This window comes from Dactylosporangium sp. NPDC050588 (assembly GCF_040654975.1).
GTDB lineage: Bacteria > Actinomycetota > Actinomycetes > Mycobacteriales > Micromonosporaceae > Dactylosporangium > Dactylosporangium maewongense.
In genome coordinates this window covers 45,792-69,706 of sequence record NZ_JBFAJA010000034.1, presented here as the reverse complement: position 1 = coordinate 69,706, position 23,915 = coordinate 45,792, and the positions used below count along the sequence as shown (strand labels likewise).

Sequence of the window (23,915 nt, the reverse complement as noted above, 5' to 3'; positions counted from 1 at the left end):
CTCAGACCCCCAACTGCTTCGCGATGATCTCGTTCATGATCTCCGTGGTCCCGCCGCCGATGCCCATGATCCGAGCGTCCCGGTAATGGCGCTCGACCTCGGCGTCGCGCAGATACCCGAGGCCACCGTGCAGCTGCACGGCCTGGTCGACGACGTGGTCGCAGGCCGCGACCGCCGTGTTCTTCGCCATCGCCACCTCCGTAACGAGTTGATCGCCGCTTGCGACACGCAGCGCGGTGTGTCGCACATAGGTGCGGGCGACGTCGACCTGCCGGGCCATCTCGGCGAGCCGGTGCATGACCAGCTGCCGACCGGCGAGCGGCCGCCCGAACGTGTGCCGGTCGCGGACCCAGGCGAGCGTCAGGTCGAGGCACCGCTGCGCGGTCGCGTAGCACTGCACGGCGAGGGACAGCCGCTCGGCGGCGAAGTGCGCCAGCAGCGTCTGGATGCCGCCGACGTCGTGGCTTCTCGGCACCCGCACGTCCACGAAGGACAGCTCGGCGGTGTCCGAGCAGTGCCAGCCCATCTTCTCCAGCCGTCTGGTGACGGTGAAGCCTTCCGCCACGACCAGCCGCACGCCGTCCTCGGTCCGCACCGCAGTGGTGGCAAAGTCGGCCCTGGCGCCGCTGGTGATGAAGAGTTTCGTGCCGTTCACGGTGTACGAGTCGCCGTCGGTCTTCGCGGTGGTCCGGATCCCGGCGACGTCGGATCCGCCGTCAGGTTCGGTGATCGCCAGGCAGCCGATGCGCTCGCCGCGCAGGGTGGGCCGCACGTACCTGTCGATGAGGTCGGCGTCGCCGCTCGCGACGATGTGCGGCAGCGCGATCCCGTGGGTGAACAGGGCCGCGATCAGCCCCGACGAGCCACCCGACTGGATGATCTCCTCGGTGACCACGATCGAGTCGAGCAGGTCGCCGCCCTCGCCGCCGACCTCCTCCGGGAACGCGATCCCGAGCAGGCCCAGCTCGGCGGCCTTGCGGTGCAGGTCGCGCGGCACCTCGCCGGCCCGCTCCCACGCGTCGAGGTGCGGCACGATCTCGTTGCGGGTGAATTTCCGCACAAGGTCCCGCAGCTCCGGCTTCGCGAACGCGTCGATCATGGCAGCAGCTCGTTGGGGATGTCGACGACCCTCGATCGCAGCCACTCGCCGAGGGCCTTGCCCTGCGGGTCGAAGCGGGTGCTGGCCGCGACCCCGTCGCCGAGGATGCCGCGCACGACGAAGTTGAGCGCGCGGAGATTCGGCAGCTCATACCGGCTGACGTCGCGGACCTCCGGCAGCAGCGTCTTGAGCAGGTCCTCGGTGAGCGTGGCCCGCAGCCACGCGTACGCCTCGTCGGAGCGTGCCCAGACGCCGATGTTGGCGTCGCCGCCCTTGTCGCCGGACCTGGCCCCGAACAGCGTCCCCAGCGGCACTCTCATCGGACCTCCACTGTGCTGCCGTCAGGCAGGACCGCGACGTGCGGGACCTCGCCGCGCGGTACCGAACCCGCTGAGAACACTCCGAAGGGCGTGGCGTCGCCCGGCGGGCCGGTCAGCGTGAGGCCGGGGTAGGAGGCCAGGGCCAGCTCGACGGCCGCCTGCGAGAAGGCCCGGCCGGCCGCCTTCTGGTCGGTGCTCTTGATGTGCACGGCCAGCAGCGCGCTCGCCCGCTGCTCGTCGTCGGCGTCGGGGTGGTCCGTGCGGGCCAGCGTGAACTCCATCGGGTGGTCCAGCCTGCGCCGCAGCTGCCGCTCGACGAGGGCCGCCTTCTCCTCGATGCGCAGTCCACACAGGACGAACGTCATGCTGTTGCGGAAGCCGCCGAGGGCGATGGTGCCGACCTTCAGCGTGTCCGGCGGGGGGCTGCCCTTGACCCCGGTGACCTCGACCCGGTCCTGTCCGAGCTGGGTGAGCCGGATCGTGTCGAAGTGGGTGGTGACGTCCGGGCCGAGGTACTCGGGGGCGCCGATCTCGTACAGCAGCTGCGCGGTGACCGTGTCGACCGTGACGGCGCCGCCGGTGCCGGGGTGCTTGGTGATGACCGACGACCCGTCCCCGTGCAGCTCGGCGATCGGGAAGCCGGCATGGTCGAGGTCGGGGATCTCGGTGAAGAACGAGTAGTTGCCGCCGGTCGCCTGGGCGCCGCACTCGAGGATGTGGCCGGCGACGGTGGCGCCGGCGAGGGCGTCGAGGTCGCCGGGGGTCCAGCCGTAGCGGGCGATGCCGGGGCCGACGACCAGGGACGCGTCGGTGACCCGGCCGGTGACGACGACGTCCGCACCGGCCTTGAGGCACTCGGCGATGCCGAACGCGCCGAGGTACGCGTTGGCGTTGGGCGCGATGGCGTCGCCCTCCACGTGCGCGACCTTGACGCCCGGCGCGACGGCCTCGATCGCCTTCCGCAGGCCGGCCGGGTTGAGGCCGCCGGCGTTCGTGACGATCTTCGTGCCCTGGTCGCGGGCGGTCTGCAGGAAGCCTTCCAGCTGCCTGAGGAACGTCTTGGCGTAGCCGGTGCCCGGGTCCTTCATGCGGTCCTTGGCCAGGATCAGCATGGTCAGCTCGGCGAGATAGTCGCCGGTGAGCACGTCGAGCGGGCCGCCGTCGAGCATCTCCTGCCAGGCGGTGGCGCGGTCGCCGTAGAACCCCGAGGCGTTGCCGACGCGGATCACTGCCGCGGCTCCCGCTTCTGCCCGGGCGGCCCGGCGAACGCCTGGGCGAGGGTCATCCACTCCCGCGCCTCGTCACCGGTGGCCTGCAGCCCGAGGTCGGCCGGGTTTCTGCGCTGGGTGACCAGCAGACAGAAGTCCAGGGCCGGGCCGGCGACCCGGTTCGGCGCGTCCTCGGGTCCGAACGTCCACAGCGCGCCGTCCACCGTGGACAGCTCGACCCGGAACGGGCCCGCCGGCGCGCCACGGCCGTGGCTGAGGAAGCTGTGCCCGATCGTGCGGAAACCGAGGTTGGCCACGTGCCGCAGGCGGTCCGTCGGGCGGCGGTGCTCCTGGGCGTCGGGCCGCTCCGGGAACGTCTCGGCCACGTCCTGGCCGTGCGCCCACGTCTCCATCATCCGGCCCGTCGCGCTCGACAGCGGCGACATCGCGGTGCCGAACCACGGCAGCTTCTCGTCCTTGGGTCTACCGGCCAGCGCCTTCGCCAGCGCGTCGCGGCCGTCGCGCCAGCGGCGCAGCAGCTCCTCGGGCGGGGCGATGTGCTCGGCCGCCGCGCGGTCCACCATCGTGAACGGGTCCTCGATCGCGCTCATCCGCTCGATGAACGCCGCCGGGTCGGTCGCCGCGAGGGTCGCCACCGTGTCGGTCCAGTGCAGGTGCGCGATCTGGTGCGCGACCGTCCACCCTTGCGCGGGGGTCGGCCGGCTCCAGTCCTTGTCGTCCAGCGCCGACACGAGGCGGTCGAGCGATGCCGACTCCGCCTCCAGGTCTTGCAGGACGTCGTCCAACGTCACCATCTCAGGTCCCCAGGATCGTCGTGAGCTGCACTTTCCACGCCGCGAGCAGCTGGCCGCGGCGGTGACTGTCGTCGGTGAGCAGGTTGGCCACGCCGAGGCCGCGCAGCAGGTCGAGGGTCGCCTGCACCGCCTCGCGGACGCCCGGGCGGCGCTCGTCGGCCCCGAGCAACTCGACCGTCAGGCGGTGCATCTCGCGGCCCACCCGCGCCTCCAGGGGCACCAGCGCGTCGCGGAGGTCGGCGTCGGTGCGGGCGGCGACCCACACCTCGAGGGCGGCGACGAACAACGGACCGGTGAACGCGGCCGCCAGCATGTCCAGGACCTTGTCGAGCCGCTCGTCGCGGTCGCCGGTGAGCGCGGCCGCCTCGGTGCGGATCTCCTCGGCCCGCCGCTCGGCGAGGTGCGTGACGGCGGCGAGCACCAGGGCGGCGCGGGTCGGGTAGTGGTGCAGCTGGGCGCCGCGGGAGACGCCGGCGCGCTCGGCGATGACGGTGGTCGTGGCGCCCGACCAGCCGTGCAGGACCAGGCAGTCGACGGTCGCCTCCAGCAGGCGCTGCTGGGTGGCGCGGCTGCGCTCCTGCTGCGGGGCTCGGGTTGCGCTCACACCTTCGAGGTTGGCCCGTTCAAAACAAACAGTCAAGCCTGACTTTTTTGACCGCAAGCAAAAAGGCACGCGGCGGCGTGCCTTTTTGGGGTGTCTGTTCCGCTCCTCTGTCCTGTTTCTCTGTGGTCCTGTTCCTCTGTGCCTCAGACGCGGGCGCGGCGGGCCAGGCGCTCGGGGTCCATGATGATGACGCTCTTGCCGTCGAGGCGGAGCCAGCCGCGGGAGGCGAAGTCGGCGAGGGCCTTGTTGACCGTCTCGCGCGAGGCGCCGACGAGCTGCGCCATCTCCTCCTGGGTCAGGTCGTGGTTGACCCGCAGGACGCCGCCGTCGCGGGTGCCGAAGCGGCCCGCCATCTGCAGCAGGGTCTTGGCGACCCGGCCCGGCACGTCGGTGAAGATCAGGTCGGCGAGGGCGTCGTTGGTGCGGCGCAGCCTCCTGGCCAGCACGCGCAGCAGCTGCTCGGCGATCTCCGGCCGGTTGGTCAGCCAGGGCCGCAGCGCCTGCTTGCGCAGCCGGGCCAGCCGCGTGTCGAGCACCGCCGTGGCGGTCGCGGTGCGCGGCCCCGGGTCGAAGAGCGACAGCTCGCCGACCATGTCGCTCGGGCCCATCACGGCGATCAGGTTCTGCCGGCCGTCCGCGGCGCGGCGACCCACCTTGATCTTTCCGGACAGCACGATGTACAGGCTGTCGCCCGGCTCGCCCTCACTGAACACGATCTCGCCCTTGCGGACGTCGATCGTCTCCATCTCCTTGGCGAGGGATTCGGCAGCCTCGGGCTCGACGCCCTGGAAAATGCCGCTGCGCGCCAGTACCTCGTCCATCGCGTCCACCTCGAATCCGTCGGCGCGTCGCTCGCCATGAGCAATCACGCGAACGTCAGTTTATGCACACGGGGTCGTCTCCCGGGCGTCGGGCAGGGTGATCACAATACATGCCGACCTGCGGGCGCGCCCCTTCTCGACGGTACCGGTGACGCAGCGGAACCGGACGGTCACGAGGTCGCGGGGGTGCGATATGTTCGCCGCGGGGCGAGTGGACCCCACCGGTTTCAGCTGTGGGGTGGGAAGCGCATGACGGTGTACGGCGGATCGCCTTCCCGTTGGCCCGACGATCGCGAGCAGCCTCCACAGGACCAACCGCCCGGCCGCGACGAAGGTTACGGCCCGCCCGGCCAGGATCCGCGCGCCGGCGACTGGGCCGCCGAGCCCGGGACTGCGGCGTGGGGCGCCGACGCCGGTGCCGCCGTCTGGGGCGGCGACGGTCGTGGTGCCGATCCCGCGACGGCCGCCTGGCGCGCCGACACCCGTCCTGACCCCCGCTCCGGCGATCCCCGTGCTGGCGATCCTCGTCCCGGCGATCCGCAGGGCGGCGAGCTGCGCGGCGGCGACTTCCGGGCGACGCAGCCGCCCAGCGCGTGGGCGCCCGACGACGCCCGCGGCCCGCAGCCGACTTCCGGCCCGGCCTTCGGCGGGGGTGCGCAGGGCACCTCCCAGGTCCGGGGGAGCGCTTCGCCGGCCGGACCGCTGTTCGACCCGGCCGGCCCGCCGCGGGGTGCCGCGCCGGCCGGCTATGACGGCCCGCCCCCGGTGCGGGGCTCGGCCGCGCCGCCGCCCCCGCCGTTCGACGCGGGCCTTCCGGCGCGGGGCAGCGCCCAGCCGACCGGCTCCCTGTTCGACCCGGGCGCGCCGGCCACCGGCCAGGTCCGGGGGAGCGCGCAGCCGTCGGGCTCCATGTTCGAGACCGGCGGGCAGCCGACGGGGCAGGTCCGGGGGAGCGCTTCGCCGGCCGGACCGCTGTTCGACCCGGGCGCGCCGGCCACGGGCCAGGTCCGCGGCAGCGCCAGGCCGGTGAGCGGCACGTATGGCGCCGCCGCCGTCCCCGGCGCCGAGCCGACCGGCACGTTCCGCGACGCGGACCCGCAGGCCACGGGCGCGTTCCGGGAGGCCCGGCCGCCGGCGACGGGGACCTTCCGCGACGGCGACCCGCAGGCCGCCGGCACCTTCCGCGACGGCGACCCGCAGGCCACCGGCTCGTTCCGTGACGGCCGCCCGCCCGCGACCGGCACGTTCCGCGACGCGGACCCGCAGGCCGCGGGCGCGTTCCGGGAGGCCCGCCCGCCCGCGACGGGGACGTTCCGTGACGCGGACCCGCAGGCCACCGGTGCGTTCCGGGAAGGCCGGCCGCCGGCGACGGGGACGTTCCGCGACGGCGACCCGCAGGGCGGCGCGCTGCGGGACGTGCCGCCGTCGGGGCCGCTCAGGGATCCGCACCCGCAGGCCACGGGCACGTTCCGCGACGCCGGGCTGCGGGCCTCGGGCGGTGCGGTGAGCGGTCCGCTGTACGGCGAAGGAACCGCGTACGGCGAAGGACCCAGCTACAACGACGGCCCCTCCGGCCGGGGCTTCGGCACCGGGCAGTCCTCGGGGCCGGTCTACGGCGCCCAGGCGGCCGGGCCGGTCTACAACGCCACGCGGGCGCCGGACCCGGGGGCGACCCGCGGGCCGGACGACCTGTTCGCGGCGCAGGCGTATCAGCCCGAGGAGCGGGCCGGGCGGCGGAAGCTGCCGCTGCCCGGGGAGGCGCCGCCGGAGAAGAGCGGGGGCGGCCGCCGGACGGCGATCATCCTGGGCGTGCTCGCGGCGCTGGTGATCGGGGCCGGGACGGCGGGCGCGGCGACGTTCCTGGGCGGTGACGACCCGGAGCCGGCCAAGAGCCAGCCGGCGGTCGCGCAGCCGGGCGGCCAGGCGAGCACGCCGGGCGGCGGCACGTCCGCGCCCGCGGCGGGCGGGGCGGCCGGGCAGGAGGTCACGATGACCGCCACCGGCGACATCGTGATGGGCATGGCGCCGGGCGGGCTGCCGCCCAACAACGGCAAGGGGTTCTTCGACCCGGTCAAGGAGTTCCTGACCGCGGACTTCCAGATGGGCAACCTGGAGCAGGTGCTGACCGAGGACACGGGCGTCGGCAAGTGCTCCGCGGAGTCGGCCGGCAAGACGTGTTTCGCGTTCCGGACCCCGCCCGGCTACGTCAGCAACCTCAAGGACGCCGGGTTCCACATGATGACCATGGCGAACAACCACGCCTACGACTTCGGTGAGGTCGGGTACAAGAACTCGCAGAAAGCCCTCGACGGCGCCGGGATCAAGTACACCGGATGGCCGGGGATGATCTCGGTCGGCGAGGCGAAGGGCGTGAAGATCGCGGTCGTCGGGTTCTCGTCATACAAGTGGTCGAACCTGTGCAGCGACCTCGGCGCGGCGGAGACGATCATCAAGGAGGCCGCGACCAAGGCCGACCTGGTCGTCGTCCAGGTCCACCAGGGCGCGGAAGGCTCCGACAAGACGCACACCAAGCCCGGCACGGAGTTCTTCCTCGGGGAGAACCGGTGCGACACGATCGCGTTCGCGCACAAGGTGATCGACGCCGGCGCCGACCTGGTCGTCGGGCACGGGCCGCACGTCATGCGGGCGATGGAGTTCTACAAGGGCCGGCTGATCGCGTACAGCCTCGGCAACTTCGCCGGCTACAAGGCGCTGAGCTACAACGGCACCGTCGGCATCGGCGGGGTGCTCAAGGTGACGATGACCGGCGACGGCACGTTCAAGAGCGGATCGCTGACCGCGACGTACATGGTGGCGCCGGGCCTGCCGAAGCCGGACCCGAAGAAGCAGGCGATCCCGTTCGTCTCCAACCTGACGAAGCAGGACTTCCCGTCCACGGGGGCGAAGATCGCCGCCGACGGGACCATCACCCAGCCAGGCGGCTGACGTTGGGCCGGCCGGCTCCGCGCGGTGACGCTGAGCCGGTCGCCGCCGGGCGGCGACGTAGAGTCGGAGCGTGACTGAGACTGCGCTGGGGCTGAAGCGGCGTGCGCGCAGGATGGGGCGGGCACTCGCGCAGATCCATCCCGACGCGCACTGCGAGCTGGATTTCAGCACCCCGCTGGAGCTTGCCGTCGCCACGATCCTGTCCGCGCAGACCACCGACGTGCGGGTCAACCAGGTGACCCCGAAGCTGTTCGCGCGCTACCCGGACGCCGCCGCGTACGCGGCCGCCGACCGGATCGAGATGCAGGACATGCTCGTGCCGCTCGGGTTCTTCCGCAACAAGACCGACTCGCTGATGAAGCTGGGGCAGGCGCTGATCGATCGGCACGACGGGCAGGTGCCCGGCACGCTCGACGCGCTCGTCGCGCTGCCCGGGATCGGGCGTAAGACCGCCAACGTGATCCTCGGCAACGCGTTCGGTGTGCCCGGCATCACCGTCGACACGCACTTCCAGCGGCTCACCCAGCGCTGGCACTGGACCACGGAGACCGACCCGGTGAAGATCGAGCACGCGGTCGGGGCGCTGATCGAGCGCCGCGACTGGACCATGCTGTCGCACCGGGTGATCTTCCACGGGCGCCGGGTCTGTCACGCCCGCAAACCGGCGTGCGGTGCCTGCACGTTGCGGCGCGACTGCCCCTCGTACGGGATAGGCGAAACGAGCCTCGAGGCGGCGATCGGCCTGTTGAAGGGGCCACGGGTCGCCGAGCTGACCGAACTGGCGCTCGCCTCATGAAGCGCCTGCTCACCGGGCTGGTCGTGGCCGCCCTGCTCGCCCTGTCCGGCTGTACCGGCGACGCACCGGCAGCCGACGACACAGCCGCCGCCGCACCGACCGGCCCGCCGTGCCTGACCCCCGTCGAGTCGCCCGCCGCCGCCTCGAACGACGGCAAGCCGCTGCCCGCGATGGCCGTGAAGTGCTTCGACGGCGGTCGCTACGTCGACGCGGCGCTGCTCGGCAACGCGCCGACGATCATCAACCTGTGGGGGTCGTACTGCGAGCCCTGCCGCACGGAGCTGCCCGCGTTCCAGCGGTTCGTGACGGCGGCCGGCGGCAAGGTCCGGGTCGTCGGCGTGGTCGTCAAGGACTCGCGGAGCGCCGCGCAGTCGGTGATCGATGACAAGAAGCTGACATTCCCGATGCTGGAGGACCGCGACCAGCAGTTCTCGATCGCGTTGAGCCAGGCGGTGGGCAAACCCGTCTCCAGCGCGCTGCCGGCCACACTGTTCGTCGCGCCGGGGGGACGGATCGTCCACACGTACCAGGGGGAAGCCCTCGACGAGGAGAAGATCCGCGCCCTCACGGCCGGGTATCTGGGGATTGAGGTGCCCGCGTGAGTGACCGTCCCGACTGGCTCCAACCCCTGCTCGACCGCCTCCGGGACACCTCGGCGAGCGACTTCACGCGACTGCCGACCCCCGACGGCGAGGGGCCGCGGCAGAGCGCGGTGCTGGTGCTCTTCGGCGAGCAGGAGGAGAGCGGCCCCGACATCCTGATGCTGCAGCGGGCCGCCACGATGCGGAACCATGCCGGCCAGCCCGCGTTCCCGGGCGGCGCGGTCGACCCGACCGACGCCGACACGATCGCGTGCGCGCTGCGCGAGGCGGAGGAGGAGGTCGGGCTCGACCCGGCGAGCGTCGAGGTGATCACGACCCTGCCCACCCTGTGGATCCCGGTGAGCAACTTCCTCGTCACGCCGGTCGTCGCGTGGTGGCGCTCGCCACATCTCGTCGGCCCCGCCGATCCGGCCGAGGTGGCCCGGGTCGAGCGCCTGCCGATCCGTGACCTGGTCGACCCGGCGAACCGTCTCCGCGTGCGTCACCCGAGCGGCTGGATCGGTCCGGCGTTTCGGATTCACGACATGTTGGTGTGGGGGTTCACCGCCGGCGTGGTCTCCACGCTGCTGGAACTCGGCGGATGGGCGGTCGAGTGGCCGACAGACCGGGTTGAGGAACTGCCGACACCTGGTGCCGCCCCCGTAGGCTGAATGCGTGTCTGGCAGCGTGATCGATATCGTCCTTGTGCTCCTCGTGGTGATGTTCGCCGTCAACGGCTACCGCCAGGGGTTCCTCGTTGGTCTGCTGTCCTTCGCCGGGTTCTTCGGCGGCGCGCTGCTCGGACTGCGCATCGGGCCACTCGTGGCCGAACACTTCGATGACGACCCGATCCGGGTCGTCATCTCGTTGGCGGCGGTCTTCGGGCTCGCGGTCGCCGGTCAGGCCCTCGCCAGCTTCGTCGGCAACCGGCTGCGCACGGCGATCGTCAACCGCACCGCGCAGGGCCTCGACAACGCCGGCGGCGCGGTCGTCTCCGTCATCGCCGTCCTCGTCGTGGTCTGGCTCGTCGCCGCGCCCCTGAGCCAGTCGTCGCTGCCGTGGCTGGCCCGCTCGGTGAGCAACTCGTTCATCCTCAACGGCGTCGACAAGCTCATGCCTTCGGAGGCCGACAAGCTGTCCGAGGCGCTGCGCGACACGGTCGACACGCGCGGCTTCCCCGACGTGTTCGACGGCCTCTCGCCCACCCGCGTCCGCGAGGTCGAGGCGCCCGACCCGAAGCTCGCCGGCTCCGAGCTGGTGAAGAAGTCGGAGCGCTCCGTCGTCAAGGTCCGCGGCGTCGCGCAGAGCTGCTCCCGCCGCATCGAGGGCTCCGGCTTCGTCTACGCCACCGACCGCGTCATGACCAACGCCCACGTCGTCGCGGGCACGAAGTCCACCACGGTCGAGGTCAACGGCTCGCAGAAGAAGGCCGTCGTCGTCGCGTACGACCCCGACCGTGACCTCGCCGTCCTCTACGTCAAGGGGCTGAACGCCCCGATCATGCCGTTCGCCACGAAGAAGGCCGAGACCAACGCCGACGCCATCGTGATCGGCTACCCGCTGGACGGCCCGTACAACGCCCAGTCCGCCCGCATCCGCGAGCACCGCAACATCACCGGCCCCGACATCTACGAAGACGGCAAGGTCACCCGCGAGATCTACACGATCCGCGCCCTGGTCCGCAGCGGCAACTCCGGCGGCCCGCTCGTCTCCCCCGACGGCACCGTCCTGGGCGTCATCTTCGCCGCCGCCGCCGACGACCAGAACACGGGCTTCGCCATCACCGCCGACGAAGCAGCGGTCGTCGCCGACGCCGGCAAGACCCACACCGACCCGACAGGCACAGGCAAGTGCGCTTGATGCCTTTTCGCCTCCTGTACGGCATTGCCGCCGGGGGTCTTTCGGCTCGCTGACGCTTGTTTGTGGTCGGCTGGTGGCCGCGTGGTCCTACGGCTCCGATGACTGCTCCGGTGTGCTCCCGTGTGCTCCGGGCTGCTCCGATGGCCCCGGTGTGCTCCGGTGTCAGAAGCGCTTGGCGTGCCTGGCTCTGTGACGGAGCACGACTCCGGCGGCGCCGGCGGCGAGGATCAGCAGCATCGCCAGCAGTCCGACGGTGATGCTCGACCCGACCGGCACGCTCCTGTCCGCCACCTGCCGGGCCCGGGCCAGGCCGGCCGCCTCGCTGGCCGGCAACGGCGCGGCGCCGCCCTCCTGCGGCACCTCGGTGGCCTCTTCCCTCGGCGCCGCCCCACTCTGAGCAGGCTTCCCGGCCTCGCCCTTCGGCGGTGCCACGGTCAGCGGGTTCGCGACCACCTCGGCCACCGGCTCCCGCAGCGCCGCCAGCGGATCGACCTCGCCGAACCCGAACTCGTCGTCCCGCCCCGCCGGCCCCAGATCCTTCGCCGTGCCGATCAACCGGTTGATCACGTTCGCGGCGCTCATCGTCGGATACTTCGCCCTGACCAGCGACGCCGTCGCAGCCACCAGCGGCGCGGCGAAGCTGGTGCCCTGCACCTGCCAGTACCCGCCACCGGGCCTGGCACCGGTGAGATTGTCAGCGGGCGCGGTCAGCACCGTCTCCGGCCCCGTCAACGAGCCTGTCCACAACCCGCCCGCCCCGCCCGCCGCACCGCCGGCGTTGTCACTGGCGGTCGTGCTCGGCGCCGGCTTCGCGCTCGGCTGCGCCGAGCCTCCGCCGCTCAGCCCGGCCACGGCGACGACGCCGGGCTCGCGGGCCGGGTACCAGACCTCGTGGATCGACGGGTCCGTCGCCACGTTGCCTGTGCAGGCCACGACGACGACGTCGTGCGTCGCCGCGTACCGCAGCGCCTCGGCGATCTCGTCGCTGCGCAGCGCGCCGCCGAGCGACAGGTTGAGCACCTTCGCCCCGTGGTCGACTGCCCACCGCACACCCTTGGCGACGACCGCTGGGTCGTCGTACTTGTTCGACCTGTCCAGCACCCGCACCGGCAGGATCTTCGCCCCCGGCGCGACGCCGGCCACGCCGCTGTTGTCGTCGGCCCGCCCCGCGATCAACCCCGCGACCGTCGTGCCGTGCCCGACCGGATCGACCCGCCCGTCACCGCCGTCGACGAGGTCCACGCCCGGCAGCACCTGCCCCGCGAGATCGGGATGCTTCGCGTCGACCCCGCTGTCGAGCACCGCCACGATCACCCCGCTGCCCGTCGACACCTTCCACGCACCCTTGGCGTCGAGCGCGTTGAGCTGCCACTGCGCCGACCTGGTCTGGTCAGCGCTGGCCGGCTGCGCCGCGACCAGGCACACCAGCATCACGAAGACCGCCGTAACAAGGCCACGGGCGGCGGCGCGGAAGAGGGAAACAGGTGCGATGCCACCCATTCTGGACCGCGCCGGCAGGCTCTGTCAGCCATCCTGAGCGTCCCGCCAGATTCTTAACCAGCCGCTAAACGTCCCCCAAGAACCAACCCCGATCCGATGCGAGCTCACGTCAAGCCCCTCATTGAGCCGACGGGTCCCCTACGTCGATGGCCGCGCAGGCCGGGATGCATCCTCATGCCAGCCGGCTCGTACAGGTCGGTGCGTTCTCATGTCGTCGACCCGGACCCGCCAGCGCGTCTCCTTCCTGGTGCGTCCTTCCTTCAGCCCTTCACCGCCCCGCGCACAGGCCGGTGCGTCCTCACGTCAGCGGTCCGGGTGCCGGTTGGTGCGTCCTCACGTCAGCGGCTCCGTACAGGGCGATGCGACGTCACGTCAGCGGTCCGCGTGCCGGTCGGTGCGTTCTCATGTCGTCGACCCGGACCCGCCAGCGCGTCTCCTTCCTGGTGCGTCCTTCCTTCAGTCCTTCACCGGTCCGCGTGCCGGTCGGTGCGTGCTCACGTCAGCGGCCCGTGTGCCGGTTGGTGCGTTCCTCACGTCAGCGGCTCCGTACAGGGCGATGCGTCTCACCGGAGAAGGCCATAGAGACCCAGCACGGCGCAGGCCAGCGGGATCGCCGACACCAGGCAGAGGACGTCGAGGATGTCGGCGGCGCGGCCCGCGTACGGCGACAACGGCCGCAACGCCGCACGCGCTCCCACCAGCGCGGTGCCCAGCGCCGCCGCCCCGATCAGTGACGTCAGCACCGCCCCCGGCGGAGCGGACTGGGCGAGCACGACCAGGGCACACCCGCCCGCCGCGAGTAACGGCACACGGTGGCGCACCGTGACGAACATCCGGGCGCGCAGCACCAGGGCCATGCCGGCGACCGCGACCAGCACCAGGCCGGACACGTCGCGGGAGTGGGTGAGCACGGCGGCGGCGACGCCCGCGACGAGGGCCGAGCCCAGCAGCATGCCGGTGAGCATCTCGTCGGTGCGGGCGACGGCCGCGAAGACGCGGTCGCGGTCCGGTGGTGTGCCGAGGCCCGCGCCGGTCGCGGTGAGGTCGCCGGGCAGGGCGACGACCGGCATGGGCAGCTTGCCCAGCCTGATGGCGAGCAGCGGGGTGCCCGCGACGCCGGCCACGACGACCGCGAGGACGACGGCGGCCGCCGCGGCCGGGCGCAGCTGCACGGCCAGGAACGCGCCCCCGGCGCCGAGCAGCGCGGCGGTCGCCGCGGCGACGAAGAGCCGGAGCAGGTGCGCGACGCCGACGCCGGCGAGCAGCGAGATGACGAGGAGCGCCGTGCAGGCCAGCAGGGCGCGCCCGGCGGCGTCGGCGAGCGGCGGGGCGCTGAGCCAGCCGAACGCGGCCGCGAACGGCAGCCCGGACGCGGCCACGACCGCGCCGGTCAGCGCGTCGCCATAGGCCCTGGACGCGACGGTGCCGGTGAGGACGAGGACCAGCGCGGCGGCCGCCGCGACCAGCGGCAGATCGCCGCGGACCGTGGCGACGAGGACGACGGCCAGGCCGGCGCCGGCGGCGGTGAGCGCGGCGGCCCGCGTCGCGGCCGGGCTCCAGGCGACGCCCTGGCGACGGGCGCCGGCGGCGATCGCGTCGACCACGTCGTCGAACTCGGGATCGGGCCAGCTCGACCGGGCCGGGACCAGGTGCAGGACGGCGCCGTCGCGGACCTCCTGACCGGCCAGGCCGGTGGTGGTGGACAGCGCGGTGCCGTCGCCGCGTCGCAGGAGCCACCCGCCGTGCCGCTCGCCGTCATCGGCAAGGCCGACCCCCGCGTGCTGCAGCAGCTCGGGCAGCAGCTCGGCCAGCGGGACGCCGTCGGGCAGCGCGACGTCGACGCGCCGCTGGGGCGAGTTGATCGTCACGCGGGCCAGGCCAGGGGATGCTGCGGGCATGCCTCAGGGGTACCACGATCGATGCCACGATGGCGCCCCGCGACCTCGGATCGCACGTTGTGTGACTGAGATGTAACTCTCGATGCAACCTCGTCCCACGCCGCTCGTGCAGGTCTTACAGTGCCTGGCGTGAGCACGATCGTCGTCAATCGGTTGCCTCGGCGCCCCGCGCCCGAGATCCCGAGCGGTGAGCTGGTTGTCCAGGCGCCGCCCGAGATCCCGCCGGCGCCGCCGTCGCGCTGGCAGCAGATGGTCCAGGTGGTGCCCATGCTGACTGGCACGCTGGCGACCGCCCTGCTGTTCGCCGGGCGTGACGGCGGCACCTACTCCTACGTGATCGGGGCGGTCTTCGGCTTCTCGACGCTGGGCATGCTGCTGACCTCGGCCGGCGCGGGCAGCGGGCCCAAGAAGGCGCAGATGATGGCGGCGCGCCGTGACTACCTGCGCCACCTCGCGTCGCTGCGGCGACAGGTCCGCGACACGGCGGAGAAGCAGCGCACGGGCCTGCACTACCGGCATCCCGATCCGGGTTCGCTGTGGTCGACGGTGGACAGCTTCCGGCTGTGGGAGCGCCGCCCGGGCGACGGTGACTTCGCGGTCGTGCGCGTGGCGGTCGGTCCGCAGACCCTGGCCACGCCGCTGCACCCGCCCCTGACCGGGCCGCTGGAGGATCTGGAGCCGCTGACGGCCGGGGCGCTGCGCCGCTTCCTCGACGCCTGCTCGGTGGTGCCGGACCTGCCGGTCGCGATCTCGCTGCGCAGCTTCGCCCGCATCCATCTGAGCGCAGAGGCTCCCGATGAGGCATCAACAGCTTTGGTGCGGGCCGTGCTGGCGCAACTGGTCGTCTTCCACGCGCCGGAAGACCTGCTGGTGGCGGTGTGCGCCGCGACCGACCGCCGGGAGCGGTGGGAGTGGACGAAGTGGTTGCCGCACGCGATGCACCCGACCCGCACCGACGCGGTCGGGCCGGTCCGGCTCGTCGCGGACTCCGCCGTCGAGCTGGAGGGCCTTCTCGACGACCTGCTCGCCAACCGGGGAAGGTTCGCGCCCGACCGGGCGGCGGCGCAGCGCTCGTCGCCGCACATCGTCGTCGTGCTCGACGGCGGGGACCTGGCCGGCAGCGCCCACCTCGGCACCGACGGCGGCGTCGACGGGGTCACCCTGATCGACCTGGGCGGCGCGCCGGCGCGGCTGCCCGATCGGACCGCGATCGTGCTCGATCCGTCCGGCGGCCGGCTGGTGACGACGTCGGTGCCGACCGGCGGCGATCCCGTCGTGCCGGGTGAGTCCATCGGCGTGCCCGACCAGCTCACCACCGCCGAGGTCGAAGCGATCGCCCGCCGGTTGGCTCCGTTGCGGTTGGCGGTCGCCGGCCGCACCGACGAGGAAAACGCCAGAGGGGACACCGGTGCGGACCTGGCGGCGATGCTGGCGCTGGACGACCCGTGGTCGCTCGACGTGGCGAGGGCGTGGGCGCCGCGCCCGCACCGGGACCGGCTGCGGGTGCCGATCGGGGTGGGGCCGCAGGGGCAGCCGGTGGAGCTCGACCTGAAGGAGTCCGCGCAGGATGGGATGGGGCCGCACGGGCTGCTCATCGGCGCGACCGGATCCGGCAAGTCGGAGCTGCTGCGCACGCTGGTGCTGGGCCTGGCCGCGACGCACTCGTCGGAGACGCTCAACTTCGTGCTGATCGACTTCAAGGGCGGCGCGACGTTCGCGCGGCTGGACCGGCTGCCGCACGTCGCCGCGTTCATCACCAATCTGGAGGCGGAGCTGCCGCTGGTCGACCGCATGACCGACGCGATCAACGGCGAGGTCGTGCGGCGGCAGGAGGTGCTGCGGCGCGCGGGTGACTACGACTCGCTCCGCGACTACGAGCGGGCCCGCGCCGGTGGGGCGCCGCTCGCGCCGCTGCCGAGCCTGCTGGTGATCTGCGACGAGTTCAGCGAGCTGCTGGAGGCGAAGCCCGAGTTCATCGACCTGTTCGTGCAGATCGGGCGGGTCGGCAGGTCGCTGGGCGTGCACCTGCTGCTGGCGTCGCAGCGGCTCGAGGAGGGGCGGCTGCGCGGGCTCGACACGCACCTGTCGTATCGGATCGGGCTGCGGACGTTCTCGTCGCTGGAGTCGCGCACGGTGCTCGGCGTCCCCGACGCGTATGAGCTGCCGCGATCGCCCGGGCACGGCTATCTGAAGGCCGGCACCGAGCCGCTGGCCAGGTTCAAGACGGCGTACGTGTCGGGCGCGCACCGGCGGCGCCGCAGGCCGGGTGCCGACGGCGACGGGCGGCGGGTCACGGCGTATGACACGCGGTTCGTGCCGCCGCCGGTCGCGCGGCCCGACCCGACCGACGAGCCGGCCGCCACCTCCAGCCTGCTCGAGATCCTCGTCGACCGGCTGGTCGGGCAGGGCGTCCCCGCGCACCAGGTGTGGCTGCCGCCGCTCAACGCGTCGCCGCCGCTGGACGAGCTGCTGGGCCCGGTCGCACCCGAGCCGGGGCGCGGGCTGGCGGTCACCGACCCCCGGCTGCGCGGGGCGTTGCAGGTGCCGGTCGCGGTCGTCGACAAGCCGCTGGTGCAGCGCCGCGAGGTGCTGTGGCTCAACCTCGACAGCGCCAACGGGCACGTGGCGGTCGTCGGCGGCACGCAGAGCGGCAAGTCGGTGGCGCTGCGCACGCTGATCGCGGCGCTCGCGCTGACCCACACGCCGGTCGAGGTTCAGGTGTACTGCCTCGACTTCGGCGGCGGGCAGCTGCTCGGGCTCCGCGATCTCCCGCACGTCGGCGGGGTCGCGGGCCGGCTCGACCCGGCCGCGGTCCGCCGCACCGTCGGCGAGGTCGCCGCGCTGCTCACCGAACGGGAGCGGCGGTTCGCGGAGGCCGGCATCGACAGCATGGCCACGTATCGCCGCCACCGGGCCGGCGTCGCGTCCGGCGGCCCGCCGGCCGACGTCTCGCCAGGCGAACTTTCGTCGGGCGAACTCTCGTCAGGCGAACCCTCGTCGGGCGAAGTCTGGTCGGGTGCGCCTTCGGCCGGCGACGTTTCGCCGGGCGATGGTCGCTGGGGCGACGACCCGTGGGGTGACGTGTTCCTGGTGATCGACGGGTGGTCGACCGTCCGCGGCGAGTACGAGGACCTCGAGGGCACGATCACCGACATCGCGACCCGTGGCCTCTCGTACGGCATCCATGTGGCCGCGTCCGCATCGCGGTGGATGGACTTCCGGCCGGCGCTGCGCGACCTGCTCGGCTCCCGGATCGAGCTGCGCCTCGGCGACGACAGCGACTCGCACGCCTCGCGCAAGGCCGCGGCGAACGTGCCGAAGGAGTCGCCCGGCCGGGGCGTCACCGCCGACGGGCTGCACCTGCTGGTCGCGCTGCCCTCACTGACCGGCGGCGACCAGGCCGGCCTGGTCAGGGCGGCCGCGGCGGCATGGGACGGCCCGCCGGCGCCGCGCGTGCGGCTGCTGCCGAGCCTGGTGCCGCACGCGGCGATGACGGCCGCCGCCGAGCCCGGCGAGCGGCTGGACCTGCCGGTCGGCATCGCCGAGTCGGACCTGCGCCCGGCGCTGGTCGACTTCGGCGCGGAGCCGCACCTGCTGGTCTTCGGCGACGCCGGGTCGGGCAAGTCGACGCTGCTGCGCGGGCTGGCCACGACGATCACCGAGCGGTTCACGCCCGAGGAGGCGCGGATCGTGCTCGTCGACCACCGGCGCAGCCTGCTCGGCGCGGTGAACACCGAGCACCTCATCGGCGACGGCACCGGCGGGCAGGAGACCGAGGAGCTGATCGCCTCGGTCGCCTCGTACATGCAGCGGCGGCTGCCCGGCCCCGGCGTGACCCAGGAGCAGCTGCGCAGCCGGGGCTGGTGGACCGGGCCGGAGTGTTTCGTGCTGGTCGACGACTACGACCTGGTCGCGGTCGGGTCGGGCAATCCGATCGAGCCGCTGCTGCCGTACCTCGCCCAGGCCCGCGACATCGGCCTGCACCTGGTCGTGGCCCGGCGCAGCGGCGGCGCCGCACGGGCCCTGTTCGAGCCGGTGCTGCAGCGGTTGCGGGAGCTCTCGTCGCCGGGGCTGCTGCTGTCCGGGGACCGGGAGGAGGGGGCGCTGCTCGGCAACCTCCGTCCCGGCCCGCTGCCGCCCGGACGAGGGTGGCTGGTCACCCGCCGCGACGGCGCGCGCCTGGTGCAGGTCGCGCACGTCGAGACGGACTGAGCTTCGGGGCGTCGCCGCGGGCTCAGTTCCGCATCGAGAAGCGGCTGAGCGTCGGACCTCAGCGCGGCTGAGTTCCGCGGGTCGGCACGGGCCGGGCTCGGGACGTTACCGCGGGGGCCGTGGTTCGCGTCGAGACCGGCTGAGATTCAGGCGTGGACGCGGGCCGGGGTCCGCCTCGACGCGGGGGCTGAGGTCCGCGTCGAGGCGGACTGGGCCTCGGGTGTCGACGCGGGCTGAGTTCGCGCGTCGGCACGGGTCGGGGTCCGCATGGATGCGGGTCGAGTGCGCCGGCCTGGTCGGTCGAGGCTGCCCTGGCGTCGACGTTGGTCGCGCGTCGACGGGTTGGCGCCGGGTGCCGGCGAACGTCGCGGTGGGGCCCTCATCGCGCAGCCGCCGCCGGCTCGGGTTCGTCTCCGGCTCGTTCGCGTGGTGAGGGCTGCGCCGCACCGCCCTCGAGGTCGGCGTCCGCGCGCGGCCTCGGTTTCCGTGCGTCGACACGGGTCGTGGTTCCGTGTCGACGCGGGGCCCTGTCTCGATGCGGGAGCTGAGCTCGCCCGTCGGGGCATGCTCAGGTCCGCTCGTGGACGTGGGCTGGGGTTTCGCCCCTCGACGCGGGCGGAGTTCCGCGCGTCGAGGCGGGCGAAAAGGGGCTATTCGGTCGGGTGCGCGTTGGGGGCGACGCCCGGGTCGTGGTAGGTGCCGTTGGCGACCGCCTCCTGGTAACGCTTGCGGGAAGCGGCGATCTCGGCCTCGGCCTCGACCCGTCCGACCCACGTCGCGCCTTCGACGCTCTTGCCCGGCTCCAGGTCCTTGTAGACCTCGAAGAAGTGCTGGATCTCCAGCCGGTCGAACTCGCCGAGGTGGTGGATGTCGCGAAGGTGCTCCAGGCGCGGGTCGTCGGCCGGCACGCAGAGGACCTTGTCGTCGCCGCCCTTCTCGTCCGTCATCCGGAACATGCCGATCGCCCGGGAGCGGATCAGGCAGCCCGGGAACGTCGGCGCCTGCACCAGCACCAGCGCGTCGAGCGGGTCCTCGTCCTGGCCGAGCGTTCCCTCGATGAAGCCGTAGTCGGCCGGGTACTGCGTCGAGGTGAACAGCGTCCTGTCGAGCCGGATCCGGCCGGTCGCATGGTCAACCTCGTACTTGTTGCGTTGACCTTTCGGGATTTCGACCGTCACGTCGAAGTCCATCTGATGACTCCTCACCCTCGCACCGCTGCGCCGACCATTAGTCTCCCTGACAGCACCACGGTGAAGAACGGGGAGGGTCGGTTGGCGAGGGAAAGACCACAGCTGGGCACTGTCGTCGCGGCCGTCGCGCTGGTCGTGGCGCTCGTCGCCGCGCTCGGTTCGGTGTACGCCGGACCGCAGACCATCCGCCTGCTGGGACTCGTGGGATCGGACGAACAGGCCAAGTGGACCGCCGGGGTCACCCCGGAGCTGCCGCCGGCCGTACTGGCGGCGATGGACAGCCAGGCCCCGCTGCCGTCGCCGGACGGGGTGAAGGCCGCCATCGGGTCGCTGCTGACCGCGCCCGCGCTCGGCCCGCACATCACCGCCTCCGTCGTGGACGTGGCGACGGGGCAGGTCCTGTACTCCTCGGAGCCCGACGCGGCCATGACGCCGGCGTCGACGACGAAGGTCGTGACGGCCGTGACGGCGCTCGCCGCGCGCGGGCCCGCGTACCGCATCCCGACCCGTGTCGTGGCCGGCGCGCAGCCCGGCGAGGTCGTGCTGATCGGCGGCGGCGACCCGACGCTCGCGGTGTTCCAGACGCCGTATTACCCGGGCGCCGCTCGGCTCGACGACCTCGCCGCTCAGGTGAAGAAGTCGCTGGGCGACACCGTGCCGACGAAGGTGGTGTACGACATGTCCCTCTTCGTCGGTTCCGGCATCGGACCCGGCTGGGACTCCGACGCCACCACCGAAGGGTCCGGCGCGGTGATCACCCCGCTGATGACCGAGGGCGGCCGGCCCAACAGCGGCCAGTACGCCAAGCGGTACCCGCAGCCGGACGTGCAGGCGGCGCAGGCGTTCGCCAAGATGCTCGGCCTGCCGGCCACCGCGGCCGTCGCAGGCACCGCGCCGGCCGGTGCCAAGGAACTCGGCAAGGTCGAGTCGGCGCCGATGGTGCGGCTCGTCGAGTCCATGCTGCTGCAGAGCGACAACGTGCTCGCCGACATCCTGGCCAGGCAGGTCGCGCTCGCCAAGAACCAGCCCGCGTCGTTCGAGGGCGGCGCCACCGCGATGCGGATGGTGCTGGAGGAGCTGAACGTGCCCGTGACCGGGTACGGGCTGGTCGACGGCAGCGGGTTCTCCCGCAACGACCGGCTGTCCCCGGCGCTGCTGACCACCCTGCTGGCGATGTCCGCGCGTTCCGACCGCGCCGACCTGCACGGCATCTTCGGAGGGCTCCCGGTCGCCGGGTACAGCGGCACCCTCACCGGACGGTTCGTCAAAACGCAGGAAGGGGCGGGCGCCGCGGGTTTGGTCCGGGCCAAGACGGGCACACTGACCGGGGTCAACTCGCTGGCGGGCATCGTCGTGGACGCGGACGGGCGGACGCTCGCCTTCGCGTTCATGGCCGACGCGACCACCGACCGGGACAAGGCAGTGGTCGCGCTCGACCGGGTCGCTGCCGCGCTCGCCGCTTGTGGCTGTCGGTAGTCGACTCGTCGCGACGGGTCGACTCCGGGTCTTCTCAGCAGCAGCCGGTGGTCCGGCGCGGGTACGGTGGGTGCATGGCGCAGTTCGTCGATTGGGATCTGGCCGCTGCAACCGCCGCGGCGTTGGGCAAGAGCGGCCCTGCCGTGTCCTACGAGGAGGCCGCCGCCGCAGTCACCAACCTCCGGGGGCTGGCGGACGAGGCGACCGAGCACGTCAGCGCCTTCACCGGCCTGCGCACGAAGGTCATCGCTCCGCCGGTGCGGATCGTCGACCGCCGCGACTGGGCGGCGACCAACATCGAGGGCCTTCGGCAGGTGATCCAGCCGCTCGCGGAGCGGCTCGCCGGCGGCAAGCAGCCGGGGCCGGTCGCCAGCGCGATCGGGTCACGGTTCACCGGCGTGCAGGCCGGCACCGTGCTGGCGTATCTGTCCGGCAAGGTGCTCGGACAGTATGAGGTGTTCTCCGTCGACCCCGGCCAGCTGCTCCTGGTCGCCCCCAACATCGTCGAGGCGGAGCGCCGGCTCGGCGCCGAGCCGCGCGACTTCCGGCTCTGGGTGTGCCTGCACGAGGTCACCCACCGGGTCCAGTTCACCGCCGTGCCCTGGATGCGGGGCTACTTCCTGGGCGAGGTCGGCGCGTTCGTGGACGCGTCGCAGCTCAACCAGGACCAGCTCGCCGAGCGGCTGCGGCGCGGCATCGGCGCCCTCGCCGACGTGGTCCGCGACCCCAACAGCAAGGTGTCGGTGCTCGACCTGGTCCAGACGCCCGGCCAGCGGGCCGTGCTCGACCGGCTCACCGCCCTGATGACCGTCCTGGAGGGGCACGCCGAGTTCGTCATGGACGGCGTCGGCCCCGACGTGGTGCCATCCGTCGAGGACATCCGGGCCAAGTTCAACCGGCGCCGCGAAGCTGCCGCCAACCCGCTCGACCGGGTGCTGCGCAAGCTGCTCGGTGTCGACGTGAAGATGCGCCAGTATGCCGAGGGCCGCAAGTTCGTCCACGCGGTCGTGGAGCGCGTCGGCATGGACGGCTTCAACAAGATCTGGCAGTCGCCGCTGACCATCCCGCGGCTCGACGAGCTCAGCGACCCCGAAGCCTGGGTGGTGCGGGTGCACGGGTCGGGCGCGCTGCACCGGCCCATGGTCTCGCCGCCCACCCCGCCTGCGGCGGCCGCCGCGGCGCCCCCGGTGACGGAGGGCTCGCCCGCGAAGGCCGGCGTGGTCGAGGCGCCCCCGGCGCCCGTGCCGACGGTGCCGGAGCCCGCCGAGACGGCGCCGGCGGAGGCGGGGATCGCGGACGCCACCGAGGTCGCGGGCCTGTCCGTGGAAGAGGTCACGGCCCCGCCCGCGACGACGGCCGCCCCGGCTCCACCCGCGACGACGGCCGCCCCGGTCACGCCCGCGACGACGGCCGCACCGGGTGACGGGGCTGCCGCGGCGACCACCACGACGGTGGCGGAGCCGGTCGGCGGGTCCTCGGAAGGGACCGGCGAGGACGCCGAGGCGGAGCCTGCCGAGGTGGAGCCGCTGGTCGCCAAGCCGGATGGCAGCCAGGCGGCAGCAGGGGACGAGGGCGCGCAGGAGCGGCCGGCCAAGCCCGACGCCACCGGCTGATCGAGGTGGCCGCGCTCCCGCCGGCTGTGGCGGCGGTGCGTGCCGCGGTCCGGCGCGGCCTGAGCGACGTGGCGGCCGGCGACACGGTGCTGGTCGCCTGCTCCGGCGGCGCCGACTCGCTGGCGCTGGCGGTGGCGGCCAGGTTCGTCACCGCCCGGCTGCGGGTGCGCTGCGGGCTGGTGACCGTCGACCACGGCCTGCAGGCAGGGTCGGGGGAGCGGGCCGCCAGGCTCGCGGCGTGGGCGAGAGACCACGAGTTCGACCCGGTGGACGTGCGGACGGTCAAGGTGGCCGGGCACGGCGGGCCCGAGGCGTCCGCCCGCAACGCGCGGTATGCGGCGCTGGTCGCCGCGGCGAAGGCGCACCGGGCGGTGCTGGTCCTGCTCGGCCACACCCGCGACGACCAGGCCGAGACGGTGCTGCTGGCGCTGACCAGGGGCGCCGGGCCGCGCGGGATCGCCGGGATGCCGGCCAGGCGGGAGCGGCAGGGCGTGCTGTTCGCCCGGCCGCTGCTGGACGTGCCGCGGGCCGACACCAGGGCCGCGTGCGAGGTGGCGGGGCTGACGCCGTGGGAGGACCCGCACAACACGGATCATGCGTTCGCCAGGTCGCGGGTACGGCCGCTGGTGGCGGCGCTCGGACCGGCGGTGATCGACAATCTGGCCCGCACGGCGGCGCTGATCGCGGCGGACACCGCGCACCTCGACGAGCTGGCGTCGGACGCGTTCGAGAAGGCGGCGACGGGGGTGGACGAGCTCGACATCGCCCAGCTGGAGCGGCTCCCGGCGCCGGTACGCACGCGGGTGCTGCACTCGTGGGCGCGGCGGCTCGGGGTCTCCGGCGGGGCGCTCTCCCATCGCCACGTGGTCGCCATGGACGCGCTGGTCACCGACTGGCACGGGCAGGGGCCCGCGGCGCTGCCGGGTGGCCTGCGGGTCGCCCGCCAGGGCGGCAGGCTGCGGCGGATCACGTAAGA

Annotated in this window: 15 protein-coding genes and 2 pseudogenes; 9 read left to right on the top strand and 8 right to left on the bottom strand. The window is 73.2% G+C overall.

From position 1 onward, the window contains the following. Nucleotide 1 precedes the first annotated feature (1 nt). From AB0I21_RS24155 to AB0I21_RS24135, 5 genes and pseudogenes are all read right to left on the bottom strand, one after another. Nucleotides 2–1,099 (bottom strand): acyl-CoA dehydrogenase family protein, encoded by a 1,098-nt coding sequence (locus AB0I21_RS24155; protein ID WP_360564312.1) that lies wholly within the window; start codon nucleotides 1,097–1,099, stop codon nucleotides 2–4. Beyond that, nucleotides 1,096–2,588, bottom strand: a pseudogene (locus AB0I21_RS24150) (acyclic terpene utilization AtuA family protein). Before AB0I21_RS24150 ends, AB0I21_RS24155 begins: the two are co-directional and overlap by 4 nt. A 56-nt stretch (nucleotides 2,589–2,644) precedes the next feature. After that, complete coding sequence (locus AB0I21_RS24145; protein WP_360564310.1) at nucleotides 2,645–3,442, bottom strand: TIGR03084 family metal-binding protein; 798 nt, start codon at nucleotides 3,440–3,442, stop codon at nucleotides 2,645–2,647. A gap of 1 nt (nucleotide 3,443) precedes the next feature. After that, complete coding sequence (locus AB0I21_RS24140) at nucleotides 3,444–4,082, bottom strand: TetR/AcrR family transcriptional regulator (protein ID WP_354889074.1); 639 nt, start codon at nucleotides 4,080–4,082, stop codon at nucleotides 3,444–3,446. A gap of 107 nt (nucleotides 4,083–4,189) precedes the next feature. After that, the gene (locus tag AB0I21_RS24135) at nucleotides 4,190–4,867 is read right to left on the bottom strand and encodes a Crp/Fnr family transcriptional regulator (RefSeq protein WP_033363643.1); all 678 of its coding nucleotides are present in this window, start codon (nucleotides 4,865–4,867) and stop codon (nucleotides 4,190–4,192) included. Nucleotides 4,868–5,116: 249 nt separating this feature from the next. Here AB0I21_RS24135 and AB0I21_RS24130 point away from each other — a divergent pair, with 249 nt between their 5' ends. The 5 genes from AB0I21_RS24130 to AB0I21_RS24110 all read left to right on the top strand — a co-directional run bounded on the left by AB0I21_RS24130 (nucleotide 5,117) and on the right by AB0I21_RS24110 (nucleotide 11,050). After that, nucleotides 5,117–7,813: a CapA family protein gene (locus tag AB0I21_RS24130; RefSeq protein WP_360564308.1), complete on the top strand. Its 2,697-nt coding sequence runs from the start codon at nucleotides 5,117–5,119 to the stop codon at nucleotides 7,811–7,813. Between the two features lie 112 nt (nucleotides 7,814–7,925). Then, nucleotides 7,926–8,609 carry an endonuclease III gene (gene nth / locus AB0I21_RS24125; RefSeq protein ID WP_360564375.1) on the top strand — a complete coding sequence of 228 codons (684 nt, stop codon included), beginning with the start codon at nucleotides 7,926–7,928 and terminating at the stop codon, nucleotides 8,607–8,609. Then, nucleotides 8,606–9,211 carry a TlpA disulfide reductase family protein gene (locus AB0I21_RS24120; RefSeq protein WP_360564306.1) on the top strand — a complete coding sequence of 202 codons (606 nt, stop codon included), beginning with the start codon at nucleotides 8,606–8,608 and terminating at the stop codon, nucleotides 9,209–9,211. Before nth ends, AB0I21_RS24120 begins: the two co-directional genes overlap by 4 nt. 26 nt (nucleotides 9,212–9,237) lie before the next feature. Next, the gene (locus tag AB0I21_RS24115) at nucleotides 9,238–9,861 is read left to right on the top strand and encodes a CoA pyrophosphatase (RefSeq protein WP_344514195.1); all 624 of its coding nucleotides are present in this window, start codon (nucleotides 9,238–9,240) and stop codon (nucleotides 9,859–9,861) included. A gap of 4 nt (nucleotides 9,862–9,865) precedes the next feature. Next, complete coding sequence (locus AB0I21_RS24110) at nucleotides 9,866–11,050, top strand: MarP family serine protease (RefSeq protein ID WP_360564304.1); 1,185 nt, start codon at nucleotides 9,866–9,868, stop codon at nucleotides 11,048–11,050. 162 nt (nucleotides 11,051–11,212) lie between these two features. On the opposite strand, the gene AB0I21_RS24105 is transcribed toward AB0I21_RS24110, so the two are convergent. Both AB0I21_RS24105 and eccD read right to left on the bottom strand, forming a co-directional pair. Beyond that, nucleotides 11,213–12,481, bottom strand: a complete 1,269-nt coding sequence (locus AB0I21_RS24105; RefSeq protein WP_360564373.1) for a S8 family serine peptidase — start codon at nucleotides 12,479–12,481, stop codon at nucleotides 11,213–11,215. Nucleotides 12,482–13,113: 632 nt separating this feature from the next. Next, the gene (gene eccD, locus AB0I21_RS24100) at nucleotides 13,114–14,448 is read right to left on the bottom strand and encodes a type VII secretion integral membrane protein EccD (protein WP_360564302.1); all 1,335 of its coding nucleotides are present in this window, start codon (nucleotides 14,446–14,448) and stop codon (nucleotides 13,114–13,116) included. 129 nt (nucleotides 14,449–14,577) lie between these two features. On the opposite strand from eccD, the gene eccCa reads away from it, so the two are divergent. Further along, nucleotides 14,578–18,660, top strand: coding sequence for a type VII secretion protein EccCa (gene eccCa, locus AB0I21_RS24095; protein WP_360564300.1), 4,083 nt, complete (start codon nucleotides 14,578–14,580; stop codon nucleotides 18,658–18,660). Nucleotides 18,661–19,310: 650 nt separating this feature from the next. Here eccCa and AB0I21_RS24090 read toward each other — a convergent pair. Continuing rightward, a complete protein-coding gene (locus AB0I21_RS24090) occupies nucleotides 19,311–19,850 on the bottom strand; it encodes an inorganic diphosphatase (protein ID WP_344514118.1) in 540 nt (179 codons plus the stop codon). An 81-nt stretch (nucleotides 19,851–19,931) separates the two neighbouring features. On the opposite strand from AB0I21_RS24090, the gene dacB reads away from it, so the two are divergent. From dacB to tilS, 3 genes and pseudogenes are all read left to right on the top strand, one after another. Further along, the gene (gene dacB, locus AB0I21_RS24085) at nucleotides 19,932–21,326 is read left to right on the top strand and encodes a D-alanyl-D-alanine carboxypeptidase/D-alanyl-D-alanine-endopeptidase (RefSeq protein WP_360564298.1); all 1,395 of its coding nucleotides are present in this window, start codon (nucleotides 19,932–19,934) and stop codon (nucleotides 21,324–21,326) included. A gap of 74 nt (nucleotides 21,327–21,400) precedes the next feature. Then, nucleotides 21,401–22,444: pseudogene (locus AB0I21_RS24080) on the top strand (zinc-dependent metalloprotease); the annotation flags it as partial. 500 nt (nucleotides 22,445–22,944) lie between these two features. Beyond that, nucleotides 22,945–23,913 (top strand): tRNA lysidine(34) synthetase TilS, encoded by a 969-nt coding sequence (gene tilS / locus AB0I21_RS24075; RefSeq protein ID WP_360564296.1) that lies wholly within the window; start codon nucleotides 22,945–22,947, stop codon nucleotides 23,911–23,913. The last annotated feature ends 2 nt before the right edge of the window (nucleotides 23,914–23,915 follow it).

What these genes read in the sequence shown, in the direction of transcription:
- AB0I21_RS24090 (WP_344514118.1), bottom strand. Translation starts at nt 19,850, where the DNA reads ATGGACTTCGACGTGACGGTCGAAATCCCGAAAGGTCAACGCAACAAG.
- AB0I21_RS24105 (WP_360564373.1), bottom strand. Translation starts at nt 12,481, where the DNA reads ATGCTGGTGTGCCTGGTCGCGGCGCAGCCGGCCAGCGCTGACCAGACC.
- AB0I21_RS24135 (WP_033363643.1), bottom strand. Translation starts at nt 4,867, where the DNA reads ATGGACGAGGTACTGGCGCGCAGCGGCATTTTCCAGGGCGTCGAGCCC.
- AB0I21_RS24130 (WP_360564308.1), top strand. Translation starts at nt 5,117, where the DNA reads ATGACGGTGTACGGCGGATCGCCTTCCCGTTGGCCCGACGATCGCGAG.
- AB0I21_RS24145 (WP_360564310.1), bottom strand. Translation starts at nt 3,442, where the DNA reads ATGGTGACGTTGGACGACGTCCTGCAAGACCTGGAGGCGGAGTCGGCA.
- eccD (WP_360564302.1), bottom strand. Translation starts at nt 14,448, where the DNA reads ATGCCCGCAGCATCCCCTGGCCTGGCCCGCGTGACGATCAACTCGCCC.
- AB0I21_RS24155 (WP_360564312.1), bottom strand. Translation starts at nt 1,099, where the DNA reads ATGATCGACGCGTTCGCGAAGCCGGAGCTGCGGGACCTTGTGCGGAAA.
- nth (WP_360564375.1), top strand. Translation starts at nt 7,926, where the DNA reads ATGGGGCGGGCACTCGCGCAGATCCATCCCGACGCGCACTGCGAGCTG.
- AB0I21_RS24120 (WP_360564306.1), top strand. Translation starts at nt 8,606, where the DNA reads ATGAAGCGCCTGCTCACCGGGCTGGTCGTGGCCGCCCTGCTCGCCCTG.